Annotated in this window: 29 protein-coding genes and 1 other RNA gene; 12 read left to right on the top strand and 18 right to left on the bottom strand. The window is 46.6% G+C overall.

Annotation, left to right across the window (positions count from 1 at the left end):
* Positions 1–301 precede the first annotated feature (301 nt).
* Both H2R00_RS18730 and cypX read left to right on the top strand, forming a co-directional pair.
* A complete protein-coding gene (locus H2R00_RS18730; protein WP_154996268.1) occupies positions 302–1,051 on the top strand; it encodes a tRNA-dependent cyclodipeptide synthase in 750 nt (249 codons plus the stop codon).
* The gene (gene cypX / locus H2R00_RS18725; protein WP_182070046.1) at positions 1,048–2,268 is read left to right on the top strand and encodes a pulcherriminic acid synthase; all 1,221 of its coding nucleotides are present in this window, start codon (positions 1,048–1,050) and stop codon (positions 2,266–2,268) included. The genes H2R00_RS18730 and cypX overlap by 4 nt, the downstream gene beginning before the upstream one ends.
* On the opposite strand, the gene H2R00_RS18720 is transcribed toward cypX, so the two are convergent.
* The 3 genes from H2R00_RS18720 to H2R00_RS21565 form a co-directional block, all read right to left on the bottom strand.
* On the bottom strand, positions 2,265–2,720 hold the full coding sequence (locus tag H2R00_RS18720; protein ID WP_182070045.1) for a nuclear transport factor 2 family protein: 456 nt from the start codon (positions 2,718–2,720) through the stop codon (positions 2,265–2,267). The two genes, cypX and H2R00_RS18720, sit on opposite strands and share 4 nt — an antisense overlap.
* A 16-nt stretch (positions 2,721–2,736) precedes the next feature.
* Entirely contained in the window at positions 2,737–3,210 is a 474-nt protein-coding gene (locus H2R00_RS18715) for a MarR family transcriptional regulator (protein WP_182071117.1), read from the bottom strand.
* Between the two features lie 121 nt (positions 3,211–3,331).
* Positions 3,332–3,595, bottom strand: coding sequence for a hypothetical protein (locus H2R00_RS21565; protein ID WP_261763406.1), 264 nt, complete (start codon positions 3,593–3,595; stop codon positions 3,332–3,334).
* Positions 3,596–3,783: 188 nt separating this feature from the next.
* Here H2R00_RS21565 and H2R00_RS18700 point away from each other — a divergent pair, with 188 nt between their 5' ends.
* Positions 3,784–4,833, top strand: coding sequence for an oxidoreductase (locus H2R00_RS18700; protein ID WP_182070044.1), 1,050 nt, complete (start codon positions 3,784–3,786; stop codon positions 4,831–4,833).
* Between the two features lie 31 nt (positions 4,834–4,864).
* Here H2R00_RS18700 and H2R00_RS18695 read toward each other — a convergent pair whose 3' ends face one another.
* The 4 genes from H2R00_RS18695 to H2R00_RS18680 all read right to left on the bottom strand — a co-directional run bounded on the left by H2R00_RS18695 (position 4,865) and on the right by H2R00_RS18680 (position 7,846).
* Entirely contained in the window at positions 4,865–5,500 is a 636-nt protein-coding gene (locus tag H2R00_RS18695; protein ID WP_154996248.1) for an FMN-dependent NADH-azoreductase, read from the bottom strand.
* Positions 5,501–5,906: 406 nt separating this feature from the next.
* A complete protein-coding gene (gene trhO, locus H2R00_RS18690) occupies positions 5,907–6,875 on the bottom strand; it encodes an oxygen-dependent tRNA uridine(34) hydroxylase TrhO (RefSeq protein ID WP_154996246.1) in 969 nt (322 codons plus the stop codon).
* 196 nt (positions 6,876–7,071) lie between these two features.
* On the bottom strand, positions 7,072–7,290 hold the full coding sequence (gene rsoA / locus H2R00_RS18685; RefSeq protein ID WP_031305046.1) for a sigma-O factor regulator RsoA: 219 nt from the start codon (positions 7,288–7,290) through the stop codon (positions 7,072–7,074).
* Positions 7,265–7,846: a sigma-70 family RNA polymerase sigma factor gene (locus tag H2R00_RS18680; protein ID WP_144654518.1), complete on the bottom strand. Its 582-nt coding sequence runs from the start codon at positions 7,844–7,846 to the stop codon at positions 7,265–7,267. The genes rsoA and H2R00_RS18680 overlap by 26 nt, the downstream gene beginning before the upstream one ends.
* A gap of 156 nt (positions 7,847–8,002) precedes the next feature.
* Here H2R00_RS18680 and H2R00_RS18675 point away from each other — a divergent pair, with 156 nt between their 5' ends.
* The 5 genes from H2R00_RS18675 to H2R00_RS18655 all read left to right on the top strand — a co-directional run bounded on the left by H2R00_RS18675 (position 8,003) and on the right by H2R00_RS18655 (position 12,047).
* Entirely contained in the window at positions 8,003–8,152 is a 150-nt protein-coding gene (locus H2R00_RS18675) for a YvrJ family protein (RefSeq protein WP_076788815.1), read from the top strand.
* 94 nt (positions 8,153–8,246) lie between these two features.
* Entirely contained in the window at positions 8,247–9,401 is a 1,155-nt protein-coding gene (locus tag H2R00_RS18670; RefSeq protein WP_154996244.1) for an oxalate decarboxylase, read from the top strand.
* A gap of 72 nt (positions 9,402–9,473) precedes the next feature.
* A complete protein-coding gene (locus H2R00_RS18665; protein ID WP_182070043.1) occupies positions 9,474–9,872 on the top strand; it encodes a YrvL family regulatory protein in 399 nt (132 codons plus the stop codon).
* 99 nt (positions 9,873–9,971) lie between these two features.
* A complete protein-coding gene (locus tag H2R00_RS18660; protein WP_182070042.1) occupies positions 9,972–10,457 on the top strand; it encodes a DUF6022 family protein in 486 nt (161 codons plus the stop codon).
* 144 nt (positions 10,458–10,601) lie between these two features.
* The gene (locus H2R00_RS18655; protein ID WP_182070041.1) at positions 10,602–12,047 is read left to right on the top strand and encodes an alpha/beta hydrolase family protein; all 1,446 of its coding nucleotides are present in this window, start codon (positions 10,602–10,604) and stop codon (positions 12,045–12,047) included.
* A gap of 53 nt (positions 12,048–12,100) precedes the next feature.
* Here the strand turns inward: H2R00_RS18655 and H2R00_RS18650 are convergent, their stop codons facing one another.
* Positions 12,101–12,262, bottom strand: a complete 162-nt coding sequence (locus H2R00_RS18650) for a hypothetical protein (protein WP_176276510.1) — start codon at positions 12,260–12,262, stop codon at positions 12,101–12,103.
* 185 nt (positions 12,263–12,447) lie between these two features.
* Here H2R00_RS18650 and H2R00_RS21560 point away from each other — a divergent pair, with 185 nt between their 5' ends.
* Positions 12,448–12,843 (top strand): polymorphic toxin type 50 domain-containing protein, encoded by a 396-nt coding sequence (locus H2R00_RS21560; protein ID WP_268298602.1) that lies wholly within the window; start codon positions 12,448–12,450, stop codon positions 12,841–12,843.
* 17 nt (positions 12,844–12,860) lie between these two features.
* Positions 12,861–13,205, top strand: a complete 345-nt coding sequence (locus H2R00_RS18640; protein ID WP_182070040.1) for a YxxD family cognate immunity protein YxxD — start codon at positions 12,861–12,863, stop codon at positions 13,203–13,205.
* Positions 13,206–13,439: 234 nt separating this feature from the next.
* On the opposite strand, the gene ssrA is transcribed toward H2R00_RS18640, so the two are convergent.
* The 7 genes from ssrA to H2R00_RS18605 form a co-directional block, all read right to left on the bottom strand.
* Positions 13,440–13,795, bottom strand: a transfer-messenger RNA (tmRNA) gene (ssrA, locus tag H2R00_RS18635).
* 116 nt (positions 13,796–13,911) lie between these two features.
* Entirely contained in the window at positions 13,912–14,385 is a 474-nt protein-coding gene (gene smpB, locus H2R00_RS18630; RefSeq protein WP_009329604.1) for an SsrA-binding protein SmpB, read from the bottom strand.
* A 115-nt stretch (positions 14,386–14,500) separates the two neighbouring features.
* Positions 14,501–16,804, bottom strand: a complete 2,304-nt coding sequence (gene rnr / locus H2R00_RS18625; protein WP_182070039.1) for a ribonuclease R — start codon at positions 16,802–16,804, stop codon at positions 14,501–14,503.
* A gap of 13 nt (positions 16,805–16,817) precedes the next feature.
* The gene (locus H2R00_RS18620; protein WP_182070038.1) at positions 16,818–17,564 is read right to left on the bottom strand and encodes an alpha/beta hydrolase; all 747 of its coding nucleotides are present in this window, start codon (positions 17,562–17,564) and stop codon (positions 16,818–16,820) included.
* A 140-nt stretch (positions 17,565–17,704) separates the two neighbouring features.
* Entirely contained in the window at positions 17,705–17,935 is a 231-nt protein-coding gene (gene secG, locus H2R00_RS18615; RefSeq protein ID WP_154996228.1) for a preprotein translocase subunit SecG, read from the bottom strand.
* Positions 17,936–18,105: 170 nt separating this feature from the next.
* A complete protein-coding gene (locus tag H2R00_RS18610) occupies positions 18,106–18,390 on the bottom strand; it encodes an AbrB/MazE/SpoVT family DNA-binding domain-containing protein (RefSeq protein ID WP_154996226.1) in 285 nt (94 codons plus the stop codon).
* A gap of 28 nt (positions 18,391–18,418) precedes the next feature.
* Positions 18,419–18,652, bottom strand: a complete 234-nt coding sequence (locus H2R00_RS18605) for a helix-turn-helix domain-containing protein (protein WP_085959538.1) — start codon at positions 18,650–18,652, stop codon at positions 18,419–18,421.
* 152 nt (positions 18,653–18,804) lie between these two features.
* Between H2R00_RS18605 and H2R00_RS18600 the strand changes: the two genes are divergently transcribed.
* Positions 18,805–19,206 carry a transcriptional regulator gene (locus tag H2R00_RS18600; protein WP_182070037.1) on the top strand — a complete coding sequence of 134 codons (402 nt, stop codon included), beginning with the start codon at positions 18,805–18,807 and terminating at the stop codon, positions 19,204–19,206.
* 163 nt (positions 19,207–19,369) lie between these two features.
* Positions 19,370–19,768 carry a helix-turn-helix domain-containing protein gene (locus H2R00_RS18595; protein ID WP_176277045.1) on the top strand — a complete coding sequence of 133 codons (399 nt, stop codon included), beginning with the start codon at positions 19,370–19,372 and terminating at the stop codon, positions 19,766–19,768.
* Between the two features lie 48 nt (positions 19,769–19,816).
* On the opposite strand, the gene H2R00_RS18590 is transcribed toward H2R00_RS18595, so the two are convergent.
* From H2R00_RS18590 to H2R00_RS18580, 3 genes are read right to left on the bottom strand one after another with little or no spacing between them, the layout of a single operon-like run.
* Positions 19,817–20,494, bottom strand: coding sequence for an ABC transporter permease (locus tag H2R00_RS18590; RefSeq protein ID WP_182070036.1), 678 nt, complete (start codon positions 20,492–20,494; stop codon positions 19,817–19,819).
* A gap of 15 nt (positions 20,495–20,509) precedes the next feature.
* On the bottom strand, positions 20,510–21,427 hold the full coding sequence (gene opuCC, locus H2R00_RS18585) for an osmoprotectant ABC transporter substrate-binding lipoprotein OpuCC (protein WP_176276515.1): 918 nt from the start codon (positions 21,425–21,427) through the stop codon (positions 20,510–20,512).
* 13 nt (positions 21,428–21,440) lie between these two features.
* On the bottom strand, positions 21,441–22,094 hold the full coding sequence (locus H2R00_RS18580; RefSeq protein ID WP_154996216.1) for an ABC transporter permease: 654 nt from the start codon (positions 22,092–22,094) through the stop codon (positions 21,441–21,443).
* Between the last annotated feature and the right edge of the window lie 18 nt (positions 22,095–22,112).

The raw sequence follows: 22,112 nt of genomic DNA, 5'->3' as shown, positions 1-22,112 counted from the left end.
ACGTTACGAATATTTTCATATTTTGAATTTGAATTGTGTTGACAGTTGGAAAAGTTAGGGATAAAATGACTATTGTTTACTAGTAAACTTTTATGTTGTACCTTGCCTGATTTTGAGCTTAAACTCTTGCCCTGCTTTAACAATTGAACAAATGCTACACCCCTCATCACGACTCGCACCATCGCTGTTTTCTTCTCGATTCATACCGAAGTGAAACCAGCCTATTCCCAGCTCGATAAGCCGCACGTATCCATCATTGATTGCAAAAGAAGTCATTCTATGTCCGTTAAGGAGGAAATCAATGACAGAGCTTATAATGGAGAGCAAACACCGGCCATTCAAAACCGAAACTCTTACCCAAAACTGCAATGAAATATTAAAACGCAGACGCCATGTTCTCGTTGGCATCAGCCCGTTTAACAGCCGATTTTCCGAAGATTATATTTATCGGCTTATCGGCTGGGCCGTCCGTGAATTTCAACATGTATCCGTGCTTTTGGCGGGAAGGGAAGCAGCCAACCTTCTCGAAGCGCTCGGTACCCCAATTGGGAAGGCCGAACGGAAAGTCAGGAAAGAAGTCTCACGGAACCGAAGATTCGCCGAAAAGGCGTTGGAAGCGCATGGTGGCAACCCCGAGGCCATCCATACATTTTCCGATTTCACGAACCAGACCGCATACCAGCGTTTGCGGATGGAAGTCGAAGATGCCTTTTTCGACCAGCCGCATTTTCGGAAAGCCTGCCTGGAGATGTCGCATGCGGCTATCCTCGGAAGGGCCCGGGGTATTCGGATGGATGTCCGGGAGGTCAGCGCAGACATGCTGGAGCTGGCTGTTGAATACGTCATCGCTGAACTTCCGTTTTTCATCGCCGCCCCTGATATATTAGGCGTCGAAGAGACGCTTCTTGCTTATCACCGCCCATGGAGGCTCGGCGAACAGATCTCCCGTAACGAATTTGCCGTCAAAATGCGCCCGAATCAAGGATATCTTATGGTTTCCGAAGCGGACGAAAGTGTGGAATCTAAAAGCATGCAGGAGGAACGAGTATGAATCAATCGCTAAAAACATTCAGCGTGTTGTCAGAACAATATCACGAGAATCCGTATCAATATTTCTCATACCTTCGGGAATCTGATCCCGTCCATTATGAAGAGTCGCTGGACAGCTATTTTATCAGCCGCTACCAGGATGTGCGCCGCGTGCTCCAGAATCAGGATGTCTTTACAACGAAATCGCTTGCCAAACGAGCCGAGCCCGTCATGCGCGGACCTGTGCTCGCCCAGATGAAAGGCAAAGAGCACACGGCGAAAAGGAGAATCGTTCTGCGCCGTTTTATCGGGGAATCCCTTGATCACCTCACACCGCTCATCAAAGAAAATGCACAAAGGCTTTTGGCCCCTCATCTTGAGAAAAGACGGATCGACCTTGTCAATGATTTCGGCAAAACGTTCGCCGTTTGCGTGACGATGGACATTTTAGGTTTGGAAAAGAACGACCACCAAACGGTGAGAAACTGGCACAGCGGCGTCGCCGATTTCATTACCAGTTTGAATCAGGCGCCTGAGGATCGGGAACAGTCCCTCAAATGCAGTGAACAGCTCGCTGAATATTTGAATCCGATTATCGAGGAAAGGCGCAAAAATCCCGGACATGATTTAATATCCATCCTTTGCACTTCCGAATACGAGGGAGTGGCGATGTCTGACCGGGACATCCGTGCGCTGATTCTCAATATATTGCTTGCCGCCACAGAACCGGCGGACAAGACGCTCGCATTAATGATTTATCATTTGCTTCATCATCCCGATCAAATGAATGACGTGCTGGAAGACCGCACGCTCCTGCCTCAGGCCATCGCAGAGACGTTGCGCTACAAGCCGCCTGTGCAGCTTATTCCGCGCCAGCTTTCACAAGACGCGGTGATTGCCGGGGTCGAGCTCAAAGAAGGGACGACTGTATTTTGCATGATAGGCGCGGCAAATCGCGATCCTGAAGCGTTTGAGAATCCCGACGAGTTCAACATCCATCGCAGCGACCTGGAAGTCAAAAGCGCATTCAGCGGCGCAGCCAGACATCTCGCATTCGGTTCAGGCGTCCACAACTGTGTCGGAGCGGGGTTTGCGAAGACGGAAATCGAGCTTGTCGCAAATATCGTCCTGGATCAGCTGAAAAATATCAAGCTGGAGGAAAATTTCGTTTACCGCGAGACAGGGCTTTACACACGCGGACCCTTGTCGCTCAATATCACGTTTGATGCCAAACATTAATCTTGTGAAAAAGCCTTCTCCTCCCGAGAGGAGGCTTTTTCAATTGCCGCCTCACTGATCTTCGCCAGCTCTTCAAACCCCTCCTTACCTTCGCTCGCATGTGAAAGTTCGTGGCATTGAACGATTTTAAAACCATTCATTTTAAATATCGCGATGATATCAATTCTCCCCCGGTCTCCATTCTTTTTGACAACCTCGACCGTATACCTGACCGCTGCACTTTCGAGGCGCTCGTCATACAAAAACTCATGAAAAGGCGATACCCTTATGGCGCGGGCAACCTTTTTCAGCGTCCGCATGTGATCTTTAAACTGCACAAGGTCAATTTGACTGCCGTCGGTTACTTGAACATAATCCTCGCTGAAATAATCGGGAATTTTTTCAGTATTCATTTCCGACACGATGTCCTGATACATGTTGCTTAAAAACTGTTGGGCTTCATTTTTATTCATTCGCTGCTCCTTTTGATTAAATGTGTTTTGACCATTCGTTTAAAAAGCGGATGACGGTTTCCAGCTCGGATTCGGAAAACCGATCAAACAGCTCGATGTAGCGGTGCTTTGCAATTTCGTGCATCCTGTCATGAACGTCGGCCAGTTTTTTCCCCTCGTCTGTTAATGTGTAATACAATTCTTTGTTGTTGTTCGGTTTTTTGTGCGATTCGATCATCCCGTGCTTTGTGAGCACATTGACCGCTTTTGTCACTGCCGCCTTTGATATTTGGAGCTTCGCTGCCAGGAAAGCGTTGTTGACGTCTGCTTCGCTTTCGCCGATAAGCGAGATAATGTGAAGCTGGGTCAGGGTCCAATGCTTCCGCATGCTGTCGTCTTCTTGAAAAGCTTCCTTGGCAAACGCCTGCTGTTCATGCTGAGCCCGCTTTTCTCTCTTGAGAATAAAATCCTGAACGGCTTGAAATGCCTGCTCATACGTTTTGTTTTCCACTGTCATCATATCCTTTCCATCATCGTTAACCGGTTAACTATTTAATAGTTTACCAGTTAACGATAATGGAAGCAAGCAAAAAGCATATGATGCAGCAAAGATCCGCAGCATATGCTTACTCTCATACTTGTAGAGATAACATGTGCTTTTCAGTCCAAGCCAGAAGCTTCAGATCCTGTTTACGGCCGGCGATGAATGAAAGCCCCAAAGGCTCGCCGTTTTTTGCCGGTAACGGAACGGTGAGCTGCGGAAGCATTGGCCAATCAGGGTTTCCCGCCGCATTTGTATGGCCCTCTACAGCAAACACCTTTACCGCAAACGAAAGGTTTTTCAAGCTTCCTTCAGCGGATGCCGGTTCATAAAAAACGCCCCAATCAAGCTCCATTTTCAAAGTTCCCCCATCACCTTTTGTATTTAACGATAACCTGACGCCTCTTTTAAATGAACAAAATGGTGACAAAATCTTCCGTTCTCATGTTTAACAAGGTCTTTAGGTTTGTTCCTATAGGCAAACAGGGTAAAATAAAGGTGTGTTGATTACATATTAAAAACAAACATGGGAGAGGAGAATGAATGGTGAACAAGGTTCGCACAGGGATATTAGGATACGGTTTGTCAGGTTCCGTGTTTCATGCGCCTTTATTATCGGTGTTAGAAGATTATGAGATTCGAAAGGTGATGACTTCGAGGAAAGAACAAGTCAAACAGGACCTTCCCGAAGCGGAAGCTGTCAGTACGATCGAAGACATCACAAATGACCCGGACATTGATCTCGTCATCGTGACGACGCCGAGCGGCCTTCATTACGAAATGGCGAAAGAGTGCATCCGCGCCGGAAAGCATGTCGTCCTTGAAAAACCGATGACAGCCACGGCGGAAGAAGCGGAAAAGCTCATCAATGCCGCGAAAGAAAAAGGCGTGCTTCTCAGCGTCTACCACAACCGAAGATGGGATAACGACTTTTTGACGATCAAACAGCTCATCAAAGAAGGGCGCCTTGGAGAGGTCAACACATTCCACGCCTCCTACGACCGGTTCCGGCCGAATGTCAGACAGCGTTGGAGAGAACAGAAAGGACCGGGCTCAGGGGCACTGTACGATTTGGGTTCACACTTGATCGATCAAGCCCTTCATTTATTCGGCATGCCGAACGGCGTCACCGCTCAAGTGACCGCGCAGAGAGCCAATGCGGAAACAGACGATTACTTCCATGTCGTCCTTCACTATGATCAGCGCCAAGTGATTCTCCACTCGGGCTCGATTGTTCCGGCCAACGGCCCCCGCTATCAAATCCACGGCTCAAAAGGAAGCTTTATTAAATACGGTATTGACGGCCAGGAGGATGCACTCAGAGCGGGTCAAAAACCTGAAGGCGATGAGTGGGGAGCTGATCAACCCGAATATTACGGGGAACTGGCCACAGTCGAAGGCGACGAGTTCATTAAGGAAAACGTGGAAACGCTCCCGGGTTCATACTTAACCTATTACAAGCAGCTTGCTTCAAGTATTCTTGAAGGCGGCAGCCTGCCTGTCACGGCGGAAGAAGGACGCGACGTCATCCGCATTATCGAAGCCGCGCAAAAAAGCAGCGAAACGAATCAAACGGTGTTCTTAAACAAATAAAACAAAACCGCGGATCACTTCCGCGGTTTTTTCAAAAGGTCCGGCCCAATTCTTTGGCTCGGGCAATCGCATTTCGTTTAATTTCTTCAGCTTTATCCGGCTCTGCATTATGACCTTCTATAAATAAACCTTCAAATTCCGGAACTCCGAAAAACTGCATCATAATGCTGATATAGCGGTGCCCCATCTCAAGTTCCGCAGCCGGCCCTTCTGAATAGTAGCCGCCTCTCGCCTGAATGTGCAGGGCTTTTTTATCGGTTAACAGGCCGATTGGTCCCTGTTCGGTATATTTAAACGTCTTTCCCGCTACAGCAACCGCATCAAAGTACGCTTTCATCACCGGCGGAAAAGAGAAATTCCAAAGCGGCGTGACAAACACGTATTTGTCTCCCGCGATAAATTGCTCGCTCAGCTCATTCAAACGGCCGACTTTTGCCTTTTCGTGTTCAGAAAGCTGTTCAAAGCCCGATCCCGACTGCAATTTTCCCCAACCGCTGAAAACATCTGCATCAATCTGCGGAATGTTTTCCCGATAAAGATCAAGGTGTATGACTTCATCATCCGGATGAGCTTCTTTGTAAGATTCGATAAAAGCTTTTCCCGCCGCCATGCTGTATGATGCCCTTTCGTCATGCGGGTGAGCGGTAATGTAAAGGGTTTTTGTCATCTCTTTTGCTACCTGCCTTTTTTGTATTGTTATTGGATAGTATGGGACGTTTTCAGGCAAATATTCAGAAAAACTCGGCTTATGCTGGATCATCCCATGATTCAGCCGCTCCAATAAACTATAGCCGGGAATAATGCTTGCAGACAGGATGCAAACTTCCCATACGGAAGTTTTACGACGCAGGGCTCGATCAAAAGCGTTAATTGATACTTTCGTTCAGCAGTCTGATCGCCTGCAATATTTTCATTCTGCTTGCAATTCACGAATAAAAAAAGGAACGCCCCGATTTTTCAGACCAAGGCGTTCCTTCATTTAAAACAACAGCCGACTCCCTTGAAGGAGCAATGCCATTTCGGAGATGCTCGCGGCACCTTCGATTTTTATATAATACTTTTGTTTACAGCTTTTATGACTGCGCTGCATGTTCCTCTTCTTTCAGCTTTTCGAGTCTCTCTTGCACCTCTTCTTCTGAAAGGCCGTGCTCTTTGACATACAGGTTGCGCGGATGAACCCGGCACTCGTGCGTGCAGCCCCGCAAATAGCGGTGTTCATTTTCTTCAGAGCAGATGATCTGCTTGTTGCATTCAGGGTTGGCGCAGTTGACATAGCGCTCGCAAGGCTCGCCGGTGAAATAATCCCTGCCGACAATGACATGCTCTTTCTGGTTGACCGGAACGCTGATTCTTTCATCGAAAACATAGCACTGCCCGTCCCACAGTTCACCTTGAACTTCAGGGTCTTTTCCGTACGTCACAATGCCGCCGTGAAGCTGGGACACGTCTTCAAATCCTTCTTTTTTCAGCCATCCTGAAAATTTTTCGCAGCGGATTCCCCCAGTGCAGTAAGTCAATATTTTCTTGCCTTCGAGCTTTTCTTTGTTATCGCGAATCCATTCAGGCAATTCGCGGAACGCTTTAATGTCCGGTCTGACCGCGCCGCGGAAGTGTCCCAAATCGTACTCATAGTCGTTCCGTGCGTCGACAACTATCGTATCTTCCCGCTGCATCGCCTCATAAAATTCTTTTGGCTCAAGGTATTTTCCTGTTAATTCATTCGGATCGATATCATCTTCGAGGCGGAGCGTCACCAGCTCATCGCGATGGCGGACATGCATTTTTTTGAAAGCGTGCCCTTCTGATTCATCGATTTTAAACACCATATCTTCAAAGCGGGGATCGCTTTTCATTTCACTCATATAGCGTTCTGTCTGCTCTACGGTTCCTGACACGGTTCCGTTTATTCCTTCACCCGCCACAAGGATGCGCCCTTTCAGGCCCAAATCTTTGCAGAGCTTGAGGTGATCTTCGGCAAATTGCTCGGGGTTGTCGATATGAACATATTTATAATACAACAATACTCGGTATTGATTACTCATGATATCTTACCACCTATCTGATGCATGTTTTTATAAGATCAAAAATGGAATCTCCATCCATTTACATTGTCAAACCTTCATTCATATTAAAACAAATCATCATCATGATTTCAATGAAGCAGCTTGAACATTCCATTAATCAAATGTTAGAAATTTTACCACTTCCGGCGGCTTTACGCAAGCAAAACAGCTCAGGTTAAAGGACTTTCAGCAATTCTGTTATAAACTCCCAAAATCCAGGCACTTCTTGACATAAAAGCATCTCCGCTTTTTCGCAAATCTTCATCTTCAGCTCCTGTTCAAGATCCTCCCTCTCTTGATAGGATGTGTTGTTTAATTTGCTTTTGATCATCGGCGTGAAATTTTCCAGCAATTTCTCGATCTCTTTTTCATCGTGCAGACTCACTGTTATCATTCCCCTCTGCTTTAGAATTCAGCAGCTCTCTTATCTTTTCGAGTGCCCTTTTATGAATTCTTGAAATATTTTGCCTTGATTCTCCCAAAGAGTCAGCAATTTCCTGCATGGATACCCCATGAATATAAATTTGCGCAAGCACTTTTTTCTGCTTGTCCGTCAATTGCAAAAACGCTTCATAAAGCATCGGGTCTTGCAGATGTTCGCTTAAATCCTCTTCCTGTTCCAAGACATCGTCTAACAGATCCCCTCGGGGCGGCTCGGGCAAATTCGGACTGTCGTCGATCATCAATGGAAAACGCTCTCGGTTTTTCCGGACTCTTTTATCAAAGTCGACGGAGAAAATCCGGATCATCGAGTTGATGTATTTGATCATGCGGATGTTTTTGTAAAATCGCTTAAATTCACGATCGAGACACTCTGCCTCTTCAGAATCCGGATGTTCCAAAACGTGGTTGAAAAGCCGCTCATACCGGGGGTTGCTCAAAAAATGCTTCACAAGCGGATGCCTTGTAATCTCCTTGATTTTCGCACGCAGTAACGTTTGATCAATCATAAAAACCGCCTCCTATTTATTTAGATGAAAGAAATGAAAAAAAAGTAAACTCATCTCTTCTATTAACATGCAAACATAAGTTCCCATCCAGAGAAAATAGTTCTTTGCTTACATTTTTCAAACTTTCGTCACTTCTTAACATAGGAGGTGGTAAGAATGGACAGTGCATTCATTGAGGAGGCAGCGAAACAAATCGGCAATGTCGGCTTTCCAGCTGTATTGGCAATTTACCTGCTCACGCGTTTTGAAAAGAAAATCGATGAACTGATCGAATTGATCAAAGAAAAAAATGACACCGATGATTGACATCGGCCTCACTTTTTTCACTTAACATGACAGAAGGGGAAAAACGAAAGGCCTTTCAGCTCTCCTTTACATTTTTAGAAAGAGGGGATATCACATGGAAAAAAACAAACAAATTCCACAGCCGATCAGAGGAGAAAAAGGGGCGGAAACGAAAATTCCGCACAATGTAGAGCGCGACCGCCAAAATCCGGACATGCTCGTGCCGCCTGAAACCGACCACGGAACGGTGCCAAACATGAAATTTTCATTTTCCGATGTCCATAACCGTCTTGAAAAAGGCGGATATGCACGGGAAGTCACGGTTCGCGAGCTGCCGATTTCAGACAAACTTGCTTCTGTCAACATGAGGCTGAAACCTGGAGCCATCAGGGAACTGCACTGGCATAAGGAAGCCGAATGGGCGTACATGCTGTACGGAAAAGCACGGATTACGTCTGTTGACCAAGACGGCAGAAACTTTATTGAAGATGTGAAAGAAGGAGATCTCTGGTACTTCCCGTCAGGTCTGCCGCATTCAATCCAAGCACTTGAAGACGGCTGTGAATTCCTGCTGGTCTTCGATGACGGTTCTTTCTCTGAAAACAGCACCTTCCAGGTGACAGATTGGCTGGCCCATACGCCTGATGAAGTCATTGCCGCAAACTTCGGCATTTCAAAAGACGTCGTCGCCTCTCTCCCAGATCAAGAAAAGTATATTTTCCAAGAAGCGATCCCTGGATGTCTTGAGAAAGACAAAGTCGAAAGCCCGAACGGAACGGTTCCTCAATCTTTCAGCTACAATTTGCTTGAACAGGAACCGATTGTATCTAGCGGCGGCAAAGTATGGATTGCCGATTCCACGAATTTCAAAGCGTCGAAAACGATCGCCTCTGCGTTAGTGGAAGTCGAACCTGGAGGCATCCGGGAACTGCACTGGCATCCGAATACAGACGAATGGCAGTATTACATTTCCGGACAAGCGAAAATGACCGTTTTCGCGTCCGACGGGCATGCCAGAACATTTAATTACCAGGCCGGAGATGTCGGCTATGTGCCGTTTGCAATGGGACACTACGTCCAAAATACAGGAGACGAACCGCTTCGCTTCCTCGAAATTTTCAAAGACGACCACTATGCTGACGTTTCGTTAAACCAATGGCTCGCGCTCGTTCCGGAAGAGCTTGTCCGTCAGCACCTTGACGTCGGCAGCGAGTTTACGAAAATGCTCTCTAAAGAAAAGCATCCGGTCGTGAAATTTGATAAGAAATAACCAGCCAGGCTTGCAGGAGACATATCCTGCAGGCCTTCGGCTGCTGTGTACATATGTTAAAGGAGTTGTATCATGAAACATTTCATTATCTGCTGCTTATCGGTTATGTTCGTTTTTTTCGCCCACTTTCTCGGCATTTCGATCCTGTTTCATCTGCCGGGCGCTTTTTACCAAACAGTCGGATCACTGCTACTGTTTACGCTATGTTATTCCGCGCTGACCTTTGTCCTGGAACCGGCTGAAAAGCTGCTCATCCACAGTATGAAGCTGCTGGGCATCAATCGGCGGATCACGTTTTTTGCCGCCGAAATGATCACAATCGGATGTTTATGGGCCGCCATTTTTACAGCGGACGAATTGCTGGACGACGTTCTGCTGACGACTTCGGCTGAAATCATGATTGCCGTTTCGTTTTTTACAATTGATAAAATCCTTTATTCGCGGCAGAGGTCCGGCTCGCTTTTATATTGACAATCCATTTTAAACCGAATTTTTTTCATTGCAGGACTCAATGGATTCGCAAAAATGTTATATACTTGATTTTCAGTGATTAAAAGGAGGTTTTTGTTCATGGATCAGGTTCGTTTCAGACCCGACATGTCGATGAAAGAAATTGGCGAACAGGTACAAGACTACGTCGCCGCAAATTGGAAACAAACGCTTGACGATCATCGCGACGCGCTTTTAAAGGTGTTTCCCGAATTGGAAGACGCGACTTACGGGGTCTACTTGGACCACCTGCTGCCTCCTGTATTTGAAAGTCTCGAACAGTCCGGTTTTACAACGATTCAAGAAGCGGGAAAAGGCGATTTCTTTATCGGAAAAGGCTTGAACTTTAGACAGTCCATGGAAAAATGGGGCGCTGACAACTGCCGCTCACGTGTGTTTTGGGTCGTCATCTCCGATCAGCAAAAACAGCCGGCCGGGACGCTGCTCTTTGACTTTTATCACTCTCACGCCGGGTTTGATGTGCCTCTCTCCCCGCAGATTTACACATTGGAAGAAACGGAGAGAGACAGAATTGTTGCTCACGTGAAACAGATAAAGGACAACTAGCTTATTGCGATCCACAAAATCATAAGCTGCAACCGTTGGGGAATCCAGCGGTTTTTTTTAATGAAGCCCAAGGAATATTTTGCAACCAATCAAACCACACATTCGTTATGTATAAGACCCACATCTTACATAAGGGAGAAAATCATGAGAACTTTCGAAATATTATTAACTCTGCTGTCTTTTGTCATGCTGTTTCAGCAAAAAATGCCGAGAAAGCTTGCGGCAGCAGCCGGCTTTACGAGCATTGGCGTATTGGCGGGACAGCTTTTTTTTGAGGGATACAGATGGCAAATGATTTTGATCTATCTGACCTCCGCCGCCCTCGCCTTCTTTGCGATCTTCGGAAAAAGGCTTCACATCAGGGTGTGGAAGCCGCTGAAATATGGCTTGTATGCTCTAACATTCGCCATGCTGGCGGTCTCCCTCTTCCTGTCTGTCTACCTGCCCGTTTTCAATTTGCCTAAGCCTGACGGCGCTTATTCGGTCGGGACGAAAACGTTCCATTTGACTGACCGCGGCAGAGAAGAAACGCTGACAAAAACTCCGCACGATAAAAGAGAACTGATAATCCAAGTATGGTACCCCGCCCAAGGTTTGAATGGACAGAAACAGGCACCTCTCTTTCCCGAAGATTCGAGCACATTTCACGAATATATCGAGAGGTTCGCCGATGGATTCGGCCTTCCCGCGTTTGCTTTGGACTATTGGCGTTACATCAAAACAAACTCATACGAAAACGCCACGATTTCATCAGCTGAAGACCGGTATCCAGTCGTCGTGATCAGCCACGGCTTCGGAACAAGCCGGCTGCTGCACGCTTCCCAAGCCGAGCACCTGGCAAGCCACGGATATATCGCAGTTGCGATCGATCATACATACAGTACGATGGCAACGGCTTTTCCCGACGGACGGGTGACAGGCTTAACAACCGAGCAATTTATGAACGGAATTTCCGAAAACAGCAGCAAGCTCGGGAACATTTGGACGCAGGACGCCGACTTTGTCATCCGCCAGTTGGATCAACTGAATCGCGATGCCTTTGAGGGAAAAATCGATATGGACAACATCGGGATGATGGGCCACTCATTCGGCGGCGCCACGGCGTTTAACGCCGCATATTCAAATCCCGGAATCAAAGCCGGAATCAACATGGACGGCTCACTGTACAATGTCAACGGCAAGCAGGCGATCTCAAAGCCGTTTCTGTTCATGGAATCGAGCAGCTTTATGAACATCAAAAACAAGGCGCTCAGCGGAAAAATTTCTGATGAAGAAATCAAAAACTCAGGCTTAACAAAAGAAGAATTCAACAAGATGATTGAGGAAAGAAAAAAGGAATACAAAATCATCGATCAAGCGTCAATGGTTTATATTGAAGAAACGGAGCATTACAACTTCACCGACTTGCAGCTTTATTCAAAACTTTTGAAGCAGCTCGGCATGACGGGCGACATCGACGGCGCACGAAGCGCGGACATCGTGAACCGGTACGTTTTGGATTTCTTCAACAAGCATTTAAAAGGAACCGGCGGCGACTTAATCAGCAAGCCGAATCCGTCATATCCGGAGGTGAAGTTTCCGAAGGAATAAACCGAAAACCACAGAATGGGTGGGTGGGTGGGTGTGCGCCCGCCTCTTCACGATCATGAAAAAATAAAGAAAAGACCTAATGCAATCGCGGTCTGAACAAGCGAAATCACAGCCAAGTGTCCAAACGGAGTCTTGGCTTTTTTAATGTATGTATCATAAATAGCATTAACAGTAAAAAAACAAACGTATCCTATTAGCGATTCAATGATGAGCATGGTAGTCCTCCTTTTGGCCAGCGTATATACCAGCTAAATTCGACATGACATTCTGCATTCCTTCAATTTTCATCTACTCCTTGCCTTATCTCAATACAGAACAGGAAAAATAACCTATTCCATTCGATTCATTCGTGGATATCCAGGGATTACTCACCAATTCGTTTCTATATAGTGGTAAACTTGTGGCGGGAAAGAAAGTTGCGAAGGTAGATAAAACATCTTCCTACGGCAAACAATCCGTACCAAAAGGTCCGTACCGAGAAGTAAATGGTTTTCTGCAAAAGTTAAACCAGAAGCCCAAGAAAAACATATTCCAGGAACACCAAACTACAAACAAGAAGTTGCAAATGGCAGAACCAAGAGTATCTTCTATGGGGATAATAAAAAAGCTCAAGAGTTGCTTGATAAATATGCTGGCACGGGAGAATTCCCAAGGAAGGGAAGTTGTTGACTTCGGCCAAAAAATAGGTAAAGCATATGACATGAAAACTGGTAAATATATTGAAACTACCAGAGGAACAATACATTATTCAAAAGACGGTGCTCACATAGTTCCTGCAAAACCATTAGAACCATAAGAAAAGGATTGATACTCATGGAATATAACTCATTAATAAAAACATTAGATGAATATGGTGGTAGAGAACTGCGATTAGAATGGAAAAATGGATTAAAAATTATCGGAAATCCAGACACACTTTACGAGACAGATAATGGATTAGAAGATGATGATATCAATTACACAGAATATTATGCAGTTGCCTTTATAGTGAATAACATTATATCCCACCCTACGAATAACGAAGGCAGTGTATATGACTGGTTAAGGCAAGGGGAAAGCTCCTTGGTTGAAATTTCCCTTTATGATGATCCACCAAGTGCAGTATATTTAGCAGACGGTCAGAAAATATGGGAAATGGATAATGATGATGATGAATAACAATTAAAAAGTTGGAATTTATAAACTAAGCCCTCTTTCAAGAGGGCCTTTTTGATTATTTCAATAAAGCTTTTTATAGTTCCAGTAACCAAACGTTTTTCTCATGGTATAAGGACCGATGCCGTCAAGCCCAACGTATTCCGCAGTATCATTCATATGTTCATTAAGCCGTTCCCCGCCCTTACACAAACAAAAAAAACTCCCCAAAAAACAAAAAAACCACCATCATATGTATGGTGGAGACGGTGGGAGTCGAACCCACGTCCAGAAACGTCGATTGCTCCAGCGTCTACGAGCGTAGCCCTGCATATTTAGTTTCGCTCATCTTCGTGCCTGCGGGCAGGCCCTCGGAGAGCTAGTCTGATAAGTCTCTTCCTGCGCCCTCAGACGGGAGCGCAAGCGTAGCCTACTTCGTTATGGGCTCTTAACCGGCACATAGGCGATGCGGGCAAGAGCTCGCTGCGCTAATTAGGCAGCTAGTGCTAAGTTCTGGTTAGATTTGCCAGTTATATTTAGGTGCGTTTTTACGAGATCGCCTCTCGGCTCGCAACTCAAGCTCGATCCGTCCCTGTCGAATCCGTAACGTCCCCTTGGATGAAAAGGAAGCCGGATAACTGGCTGCATCACTATTATAACAAGATCACGAGTCAATTCCAAATGGTAATGTCTGTGATCACGTTTCTATAGGATAACATGAGTTCTGGCTTTAGATCAAGCCTTTTTGCCTATCGCGGAACGCTCTTTCGATTTCGCGTTTGGCGTCTTTGCGCTTCAAGTCTTCGCGTTTGTCGAATTTCTTCTTCCCTTTTCCGAGTCCGAGCAGCACTTTCGCAAAGCCGTTCTTCAAATAAATCTTGAGCGGTACGAGCGAGTATCCCTGCTCTTTCGTCAAACCGATCAATTTGTTGATCTGCTTGCGATGCATCAAAAGCTTTCTCGTCCGCAACGGATCATGATTGTAGCGGTTCCCCTGCTCATACGGGCTGATGTGCATATTGTGAAGGAACACTTCTCCGCGCTCAATTTTGGCGAACGCGTCCTTTAAATTCACTCGTCCGGCGCGAATGGACTTGATTTCCGTACCTTGAAGCACGATGCCTGTTTCGTATGTTTCTTCTATAAAATAATCGTGATTTGCTTTTTTATTTTGGGAAACAACCTTCCCTTCTCCCTTTGGCATACGGCAACCTCCTCCCGCCTTCAATCTCACATTCGAAAGGGCGGCGAATACGTATTATTCTATCAAATGAACGTTCGTCTTACAATTTCGCCGCCCTTTTTTTGACGTGTGCCGTCTATTTTTTCTTTTTCTTGCGTTTTTGTTTCGGCGCGTTTTGAAAACCGCGTTTTTTCTTTACTTTTTTCTTTTTCGGCTTGGTGAACCATTCCCCTTTGTCAGCCGTTGGAGCATCCTTTTTTGGAGCCTTTTTCTGTTTTGGCTCCGGCTTCTGCCGGCGGCGGGAGCCTTTCATGCCGACGATTTCAAAATCGATGTTCCGCTCGTCTTTATTGACGTCAACGACGCGGACTGTAATCTCATCGCCGATCCGGTAGACATTGCCCGTGCGCTCGCCGATCATCGCGTAGTGCTGTTCATCATAGCGGTAGAAATCGTCCGTCATAAAGCTGACGTGGACAAGCCCTTCGATCGTGTTCGGTAGCTCGACGAACATGCCGAAGTTCGTAACGGAGCTGATGACGCCGTCAAATTCTTCGCCGATTTTATCGAGCATAAATTCGGTCTTTTTCAGATCGTCCGTTTCCCGCTCTGCATCTACGGCATTGCGTTCCATATTTGACGTATGCTCGGCGATCTCAGGCAGTTTCTCGGCCCATTTTTCCCTTGTCGCTTCGTCTGTCTTGCCCTGAATCAAATACGTCCTGATCAGCCTGTGGACGATCAAGTCAGGGTAGCGGCGAATCGGAGACGTGAAATGCGTGTAGAATTCAGTCGACAAGCCGAAGTGTCCGAGGCTTTGCGGATCGTATTTCGCCTGTTTCATCGACCTGAGCATAACCGTCGAAATCACGGCTTCTTCAGGACGGTCCCTGACTTCTTCAAGCACGCTTTGCAGCGCTTTCGGATGGATGCTTCCGGCCGTCCCTTTGACGACATAGCCGAATGTCGTAACGAACTCCAAAAATCTCTGCAGTTTTTCCTGATCTGGATCTTCGTGAATCCGGTAAATAAACGGAACATTCATCCAATGAAAGTGCTCGGCGACCGTTTCATTGGCGACAAGCATAAATTCTTCGATCAGCTTTTCAGCAGTCGACCGTTCTCTCAAAACGACGTCCTTCGCTTTTCCTTCTTCGTCAACGAGAACCTTCGCTTCCTTAAAGTCAAAGTCGACGGCTCCGCGTTCCATCCGCTTGCCGCGCAGAATCGCAGCTAAGTCTTCCATGTCTTTAAACATCGGGACAAGCGCCTCATACTTCTGTTTCAGCTCTTCATCATCATCGACTAAAATTTTGTTCACGTCAGAATAAGTCATCCGCTCGGTCGTTTTGATGACGCTTTGAAAAATTTCGTGCTCGACGACTTGCCCTTGAGGATTAATGAGCATTTCGCACGACAATGTCAGCCGGTCGACTTTCGGATTTAAAGAGCAGATTCCATTGGACAGCCTGTGCGGGATCATCGGAATCACCCGGTCGACAAGGTAGACGCTCGTGCCGCGTTCATACGCTTCCTGGTCAATTGGAGACCCTTCTGTTACATAATGGCTGACGTCGGCAATGTGGACGCCGAGTTTATAATGGCCGTTTTTGAGTTTTGCGACGGTAACGGCATCGTCCAAGTCTTTGGCATCTGCACCGTCGATCGTGACGATCGTTTGATCGCGCAGATCCCGTCTGCCTTCAAGATCTTTCTCATCGATTGTATCAGGCGTATTGCCGGCCTGTTCCATCGCCTCAGCCGGAAAGTCTCCCGGGAGGCCGTGCTTATGAATAATGGAAAGAATGTCGATTCCGGGGTCGTTTTTATGACCGAGAATCTCGATGACTTCCCCTTCTGCACTCATTCGGCCTTCAGGATAGCTTGTCAGGCGGACGACGACTTTATGCCCCTCGACGGCGCCATTTTTGGCGTGCTTCGGAATAAAGATGTCATTCGTGATTTTTTTATCATCGGGAATGACGAAGCCAAAGTTTTTCGTCTCTGTATATGTGCCGACAATCTTCTGAATGTTGCGCTCAATGATGCGGATGATGGCTCCTTCTTTTTTTGTACCGCCGGTCTCTGTACTCAAGCGGACGAGCACCGTATCTCCGTTCATTGCCGTGTTCAGCTCAGACGGCGGAATGAAGACATCGTCAAGCGAGGAATCTTCGGGGAGGACAAACGCGAAGCCTTTCGCGTGCGCCGACACCTTCCCTTTGATCAGATTCATTTTTTCGGGCAAACCGTAGCGGTTGCTTCTCGTTCTGACGACAAGCCCTTTTTCTTCAAGGGTAACAAGAGCTTTGACAAGCTCTTTGTATTCGTCAGAATCGGTGATTTCCAGCATCTCTTCCAGTTCCTGAACTGTAAGAGGTTTATACGCTTCTTCTTTCATAAAGGAGAGAAGCTTATCCATAAATTCTTCTTTTTCCACTAACCAGACCTCCTTATGTCTGCCAATTCAACGTTTCTAAAAATTGATACACATCCTCGTGCAGTGTTTCGCGTTCTTTATCCAATGTGATGGCATGACCGGATTCTTCATACCATTTCAGCTGCTTATCATCTGTTTCAACTTCATTGTAGATAATGTTTGCGCTGTCCGTATTAATCATATGATCATGGCGCGCCTGCACGACAAATGTAGGCGAATAGATCATGTCCACATGCTCTCTTACATCGGCAATCAAATCCTGCAGTGCTTTCAACGTGTTCATCGGCGTTTTTTTGAATTCTTCCATTTCAGCGTCAATCTGCTCCGCTGTCTTGCCTTCAAATTTCTTATAATTGCGGGCATACTCAAGCACACCCTCGTACATCGTCTCTTCGCTTTTGATGTACATCGGCGCGCACATTGGAACAATTCCCTTTATGGGTACAGTGTAACCCAATTTCAATGAAAAAACTCCTCCGAGAGACAGTCCGCAAGCGGCGATTTGTTCATACCCTTCCGATTTCAGAAATTCATACCCGTCCATGACGTCTTTCCACCAGTCTTCCGGACCTGTGGAGAGAAGTTCTTCCGGAGGCACGCCGTGGCCTTTATATTGGGGCGCATGGCATGTGTAGCCTTTTTCATTCAAATATCTTCCGAGCATTCTCACGTCCGCCGTGTTGCCCGTAAATCCGTGCAGCAGCAGGACGGCTTTTTTTCCGCCTTTAAATGTGAAAGGTTGTGGTTTGACGATTTTCATGATTCACTGTCTCCTTTTCATATGTATTCTTCCACGTTTAGTCTTGAAACAAACTTTATCAATCGGCCGGTCCCGTCATACCAAGACCTGCAAATAGGAAAAAGGCCTGACTTGAACATCAGACCTCATGCTTCATTGTCTTATACAAAGTAAGCAAGCGCAATCGTTAAGAAAAAGAAAAGCACGGTTAAAACGACCGTCATCCGGTGGAGAATCAAATCAAGTCCTCTTGCTTTCTGCTTTCCGAAAAGCTGCTCGGCTCCGCCGGAAATCGCGCCTGATAATCCGGCGCTTTTGCTTGATTGCAGTAAAACGACAACGATTAATACGATACTTACAATCACTAATAAGACCGTTAAAAATGCGGCCATAACCTACACCTCCAGACAAACTGGCTGACAATAGTTTTATTTTACATGAAAAGCAAGCGCATGTCACGAGCGTTTCGAACAGCTTTTCTTATTTTTTCCCAGCGCCGGAATAAGGTATACAAAAAAAGGGAGCGGCTATGCTCCCTTTCCGGCGGAATATGTAAACACATTTATTTCTTTTCTGACAAGGCTGTCATCATATCTTCCAGGAGCATTTCCGCTCCCCGCGGGCTGAGTACGATTTTGCCGCCTGCATACGTTTTATTTTTCGTGGTGATGTCGCCGGTCATCAAGCATGCCATGTTGGCGGCGTATTTTGTCAAAACGATGTTTTCTCCGTCGGTGTATATTTCGAGTGGATCCTTTTCATTGATATTCAGCACTCTGCGCATTTCGACCGGGAGAACAACCCGGCCGAGCTCATCGATTCTCCGGACAATTCCCGTATTTTTCACGTTTGAAAAGCCTCCTTTTTTCCTTTATTTATTGACTTTTGTCAACATCTTTATAATAAAAGAGATCTTCAAATTTTTTGTTGAAATACTGAATCATCTTTCCGATCACAAGTTGTCCGGGCCTCCTTTCGCCATTCAAAACTCTGCTGAGTGTCGCTGGGGATACGCCGATTTCAATGGCAAGCTGATTTAAGGAGAGATTGTGTTCAATCATATACTGGAGAACAAAATCTCTTTTGATATGAATCTTTTTTACCATGATTACTCCCCTTTCTAATCTCTTATGTTTCTTTTTATCTACATTGAACATATATGATTTGTTAACTTTTGTCAATACTTTTATCATCCATATGTTTCCTATAGGCAATATTCGTACTAAAATATTTTATAATAAGAGATTGCGAGGTTTTGGCCATGACGAACTTTGGAAACCATTTACGACAATTAAGGGAACGGAAAAAACTGACCGTCAATCAGCTGGCGATGTATTCCGGCGTCAGTTCGGCCGGCATTTCGCGAATTGAGAACGGAAAGCGCGGCGTCCCGAAGCCGGCGACGATCAGAAAACTGGCGGACGCTTTGAAAGTCCCGTATGAGGAACTGATGGCAACTGCAGGCTACATCAGCGCGTCCACAGTTCAGGAAGCAAGAAGCAGCTATGATTCCATTTACGACATCGTTTCACGGTACGATTTAGAGGACCTTTCTTTGTTTGACAGCGAAAAGTGGAAGGTGCTTTCAAAAAAAGACATCGAAAACCTGGACAAATATTTCGACTTTCTCGTGCAGGAAGCAAGCAGCCGAAACAAAAACTGAATACCTTCTCCGCAGCGCACTCCCCTCATTTTCGTCTGTTTACGATCCTGCTGTTATTTTATCCCTTCCGTTAACTTTTGTCAATATTTTTCCTGCCTAAGTATTTCCTTTAGTCAACATTTGTATTAAAATGTTCATATCATGAATTTGCGGGGGGATGGCGATGACAATGTTCGGCGAGCGGCTCAAAGAGCTGAGGGAACAAAGAAGCCTGTCGGTTAATCAGCTTGCCATGTATGCCGGTGTGAGCGCCGCAGCCATATCCAGAATTGAAAACGGCCACCGCGGCGTTCCTAAGCCCGCGACGATCAGAAAATTGGCCGATGCTCTGAAAATGCCGTACGAGCAGCTCATGGATATCGCCGGTTATATGAGGGCTGACGAGATTCGCGAACAGCCGCGCGGCTATGTCACGATGCAGGACATCGCGGCCAAGCACGGTGTCGAAGACCTGTGGCTGTTTGAGCCCGGGAAATGGGACTGTTTGTCCCGCGAAGACCTGCTCACCCTCGAACAGTATTTTCATTTTTTGGTCAATGAAGCGAAAAAGCGCCAATCATAAAAAGCCGAATTTCCTTTTAGCAGAAATTCGGCTTTTTTCGGCTGCCATTTAAGCGGCATCCGGATTCGGCGTCTTGCCTTTATGATGTTTAACGGGACTCAGCGCACGCTCGAGCCAGCCCATGAACAGATCGGCGATGATCGCCATCAGCGCCGTCGGGATCGCGCCTGCCAGAATGATCGCTGTTCCGTTGGTCGCATTTGTTCCCCTGACTATGATATCCCCGAGGCCGCCTGCGCCGACAAACGTGCCGATGGCCGTGATACCGATCGCGATGACGAGCGCGGTTCTGAGCCCCGCCATAATGACTGACAAGGCGAGAGGGAGCTCCACCATCCGGAGCACTTGAAATTTCGTCATACCCATCGCCTTCCCTGATTCAAGATAGGCATGCTCAATGCTGACGATTCCCGTATATGTGTTTCGAATGATCGGCAAAAGCGAATACAAAAACAATGAAAGAATCACCGTGTTGGCGCCGAGTCCCATGACAAGCATCAAGACGGCGAGCATCGCAAGCGCCGGAATCGTTTGAATGACATTGGTGATGGAAAAGACCCATTTGCTGATTTTCCGGTATCTGGCGATGACAATACCGGCCGGAATGCCGACGACGGCGGCGAATAATACGCCGTATGCCGACATTAAAAAGTGGCGGTAAAATTCCCCCAGCACATAGCCACCGTTTTGCGCGTAATACGTCCAAAGCTGCTGCAGCACTTCCATTTGTCAGCCCCTCCTTTACTCAAAATAATTATGCTTCTTTAAAAACTCGGCTGCGACGACAGAAGGCTCTTTCAGTTTTCCATCGACTTCGTAATTGAGCTCCTGCATCGTTTCAGTATCGATTTTTCCGATCAGTTTATTGATGGTCCCTTCAAGCTCTGGATGTTCCTTCAACACTTTTTCCGGCACGACCGGCGAACAGTCATACGGCGGGAAAAAGCGTTTATCGTCTTTTAACAGCTTTAAATCATAGGCTTTGATCCTGCCGTCCGTTGAATAGGCAAGAACGATATCCATTTTGCCGTTTTTGACGGCGTCATAAACGAGTCCGATCTGCATTGGAAAGGTCGAGCCGAATGAAAATCCATAGTCCTGTTTAAATCCCGGATATCCGTCTCCTTTTCGTTTCAGCCAGGCATTGTCAACGCCAAGCTTCAGTTTATCCGCGTCTTTTTTTAGATCGGATATCGTTTCATAGTTCCCTTTTTCAGCGAGTTCTTTCGTGACTGTAAAAGCGTACGTATTGTCAAATCCGTAAGAATCGAACCATTTGTAGTTGAATTTCTTTTTAAAATCCTGCTGTACGATGCGAAGCGCTTTTTCCGGGTCTTTCTCCGCTTCCCTTCCAAGCGTGCTTGTCAGGTCGGTTCCCGAATAGCGCGTCGCTGAAATGTCGATGTCTCCGCCGAGCATAGCCTGGTGCTGCACATAGTTTGAGCCGAGGTTTTTGACAAGCACCGTATTGAGATCTGTATCATGCTCGATCAAAAGCGAGATCATATTGGCAAGAATTTCGGATTCGGTCAGGTTTTGCGCCCCGATTTTGATCGTTTTATCGGAAGCCCCGCCAAGACCCGGCAGCGCACAGCCGCTGATCAAAAGCGAGAGGACCAGCATGACGGCGCCGAGCCGTCTCAGTTTTTTTGTTTGCATAAGAGCCAACTCCTTATGATACTTCCTTCATCCCTTTTAATCCTTGAGGCGTGACTTTGTCTTCGGTTTTCGACAGCATATAGTCGATCACGATGGCCAGTAACGTAACCGGCACCGCTCCGGCAATAATGTACTCAGGCTGGTACAGGTTGAGCCCGATAAAAATATAGTCGCCGAGACCGCCGCCGCCGATAAAAGCCGCGAGCGTCGCCCAGCCGATTAAGTAAACGGTCGATGTCCGGATGCCTGCCATGATCACCGGCACCGACAGCGGCAGTTCGACCAGGCGGATTTGTTCCCATGCAGTCATACCGATTCCCTTTCCTGATTCAAGCAAATTTTGATTGACGCCTTTTACGCCCGTGTAAGTGTTTCTCAGAATCGGTAGGACTGAATAGAAAAACAGCGCGACAATCGCCGGAATCTTTCCCACTCCGAGGAGCGGAATAAAAAACGCCAGGATCGCCAAACTCGGCAGTGTCTGGATGATGTTGACAACGCCGATCACGATGCCGGCCCCTTTTTTCATTCTCGTTAAAATGACACCGAGCGGAACCGCGACAATGATGCCGAGCAGCACCGCGACAATGGATATATATAAGTGCTCCCATGTTTTATAAAGCATTTCCCCGCCGTTGTGCTGGAGAAATTGGACAATCTGATTCATGATTGATGCACCTCCCTG

Source organism: Bacillus haynesii (genome assembly GCF_014042035.1).
Lineage (GTDB): Bacteria > Bacillota > Bacilli > Bacillales > Bacillaceae > Bacillus > Bacillus haynesii.
Note: the sequence above shows the minus strand (reverse complement) of the source record. Positions and strands in the feature narration are given on the sequence as shown.